This window comes from Endozoicomonas sp. SESOKO2 (assembly GCF_024606245.1).
Classification (GTDB): domain Bacteria; phylum Pseudomonadota; class Gammaproteobacteria; order Pseudomonadales; family Endozoicomonadaceae; genus Endozoicomonas_A.
Genome location: NZ_JAHHPQ010000758.1, coordinates 1 through 1,288 on the forward strand (window position 1 = coordinate 1; position 1,288 = coordinate 1,288).

A 1,288-nucleotide genomic window follows, 5' to 3' on the forward strand; every position below is an offset into this window, starting at 1 on the left:
GCGCCAGGGCCAGGTCAATAAGAAGATGCCCGCAGGCCTTGCAAAGGTCTTCCTCTGTGTCATCGAGCTGCTTGCCACTCATGTCCAGCAGCAGTTTTTCAGACCGTTTATAGTCGCCCGTTCTCTCCCAAAATTTCACCAGAGTCAGATCAATGCTAAGATTTCCAGAGCGTTTGCACAGCGCTTCCTCACCGGCGAAGAGGGACTTGCCGGCCATGTTCAACAGCAATCTTTCAGTCAGTGTATATTTGCCCAGCACCTCCCAATTTCTTGCCAGCACCACATCAAGATCTTTCTTCCCGGTAGGCTTGCAAAGACGTTCTTCGTTGTCATCGGGGTGTTTGTCACACATGTTCAGCAGCAGTCTTTCTGCCCACTCATAGTTGCCCATCAACTGCCAGAGTATGGCCAGGGCCAGATCCAGGACATGATCTCCACAGGGTTGACACAGGATTTCCTGATTTTGATTGAGCTCTTTACCCACCATGTTCAGCAGCAGCTTTTCGGCCATTTTATATTGGCCTATCTGCTCCCAGTGTCGGACCAGGGCCAGATCAATTTCATAATCTCCACAGGGCTGACAAAGGATTTCTTCACTGTTACCGGGGTGCTTGTGACTCATGTTCAGCAGCAGTTTTCCACAAAGTTCCAGCTTTTCCATGACCTGCCAGAGTAGGGCCAGATTCAGGTCAACCCCACGCTTTCCAGTGATCCTGCAAAGCCTTTCAATACTGTCAGTCTGATGCTTGTTACTCATGCTCAGCAGCAGTTTTTCAGCCTGCTCACTTTTTCCCATTAGCTGCCAGAGTCGTGTCAGTGCTATATCAATTTCATCATTTCCACTGGCCTTGCAAAGGAAATCCTCACCGTCACTGGCTTGTTTGTCACTGATGTCGAACAGTAATTTTTCAGCCCATTCATACAGGCCTCTCTCCTGTAAGAGCCTCATCAGGGTAATATTGACGACCTGGAGTCGTTTATGCAGTGTTTCTGCATTGCCAGGCCATTGATTCGACAGCAGCTTTCTGGTCAGCTCTTTTTTCATGTTCACCAAGAGTGTTTCAGTCATCTGGTGTTTGTCCATCAATGACCACAGTCGGGCATTAGCAATATCAGCGTCAAAATAGCGGGAATGCTGGCAAAGGATCTCTTCATCAGCATCGGGCTCTATATTTCTCAGTCTTATAAGTCGTTCTTCAGCTTTCGGGAGCAACCCAAGTGCCTGTTCACAGAGGCTCAGGGTCAGGTCAAGGTTAGGAATGACGGAAGCCCCGAATGCAGTCAATGG

General features: G+C 48.9%; 1 protein-coding gene. It reads right to left on the minus strand.

The annotated features are described in order from the left end of the window. A partial coding sequence (locus tag KDK17_RS18005) for a hypothetical protein (protein ID WP_257288715.1) occupies positions 1 to 1,288 on the minus strand: 1,288 nt, incomplete at both ends.